A 1,742-nucleotide genomic window follows, 5' to 3' on the forward strand; every position below is an offset into this window, starting at 1 on the left:
GGTCCGCAACGGCACCGATGTCGTCGGCGTTCTGGCGATCTTCGACCGCCGGGACACCGAACGCGACCCGGACCTGCTGGCCACCCTGGACACGGTGGCCGCGTACATCGGCCAGTACGTGCACCGCCGGCACGCCGAGGAGCTGGAACTCGAACTGAGCCGGGCCCGCCGCGAGTTCGACCGGATCGTCTCGAACCTGAGCGACTACCTCTACACGGTCCGGATCACCGCCGAGGGCGAGGTGCACATGGTGTACGCCAGCCCCAACACCGGCGTCTTCGGTGGCCCCCTCCCGGACGCCGGCGATCTCGGATTCATGACCGATCTGGTACATGGTGACGACCGGGCCGCCTTGGAGGCGTACTCCGGCAATCTGATGTCCGAAATGCCCGCCCAGATGGAGTGCCGGCTGATCGGCTTCGACGGGGTGACCCGCTGGGTGTGGGCCCGGGCGTTCCCGCGCCGCGAGGACGGCGTGCTCTACGTCGACGGGGTGTGCAGCGACGTCACCCAGCGCCACCACGACCACGCCCGGCTGCGCCAGCAGGCCGAACTGCTCGACCTGGCGCCCACCGCGGTGATCGTCCGCGATCTGGACGACCGGATCACCTGGTGGAACCGGGGCGCCGAGGCCACCTACGGCTGGAGCGCCGAGGCCGCCGTCGGCTGTCCCACGCACCGGCTGCTGGACACCCGGTTCCCGGTGCTGCGCACCCTGGTCGACCAGTCGCTGACCGCCGAGGGGGAGTGGCACGGCGAGGTCAGTCACCTGCGCAGCGACGGCAGCCGGATCATCGTGCTGTCGCACCAGGCGATGCAGTACGACGAGGACGGCGCCCCGGTGGCGATCCTCGAGGTCAACGTCGACGTGACCGCCCGCAAGCAGGCCGAACGGCAGCAGGCCGACAGCGAGCAGCGGCTGCGCACCCAGTTCGCGCTGGCCACCGTCGGTCAGGCCACGTTCGCGATGAACGGCGTGTTCCAGCAGGTCAACCCGGCGCTGGCGACGATGCTCGGCCGGCAGGTCGGCGAGCTGGAGTCGATGACGTTCGACGAGATCACCCACCCGGACGAGCGGGTCGCCAACCAGCGGGCCGCGGCCCTGCTGTTCACCCAGGACCTGCCGATGGACCGCAGCCTGCGGCTGCTGCGCGCCGACGGCGGCATCGTGGACGCCGAGGTCGGCATGTCCCTGGTCCGCGACAGCGACGGGCAGCCGGTCGGATTCATCGCCGTGGTCCAGGACGTGACCGCCCGCCTGGCCGCCGAACGCGACCGCGACACCGCCGCCTCCCAGCTGGCCCTGCGCAACACCGAACTGCAGGACAGCAACATCCAGCTGGCGGCGGCCAACGCGATGAAGATGGACCTGATGGGCATGCTGTCCCACGAGATCGGGACACCCCTGAACACCATCACCGGGTACGCCGATCTGCTGCTCGGCAACGCCGACGGGTTCGCCGACCCGCAGCGCAAGGCGGTCGACGTGATCGCCCGGTCGGCCCGCAAACTGGAGTTGCTGCGTGCCGAGATCCTGACCATGTGCATCCTGGACGCCGGCCAGCTCAGCGTCGACCCGGAGCCGGTGGACGTGGCGCGGGCCCTCGCCGACGCGGTCGCCGGCCTGGACCTGAGCGTGCCGATCGACTGCCCGGCCGGCCTGACCGTGCTGGTCCACCCCAGCCACCTGCAGCAGATCGTCACGAACTTCTGCACCAACGCCACCAAGTACGCCGGCGGGG

Annotated in this window: 1 protein-coding gene; it reads left to right on the forward strand. The window is 70.6% G+C overall.

The genetic code is table 11. The features are described from left to right. A partial coding sequence (locus tag Aco03nite_RS52365; protein ID WP_203810766.1) for a sensor histidine kinase occupies positions 1-1,742 on the forward strand: 1,742 nt, incomplete at both ends.

It is taken from the genome of Actinoplanes couchii (assembly GCF_016862075.1).
Taxonomy (GTDB): domain Bacteria; phylum Actinomycetota; class Actinomycetes; order Mycobacteriales; family Micromonosporaceae; genus Actinoplanes; species Actinoplanes couchii.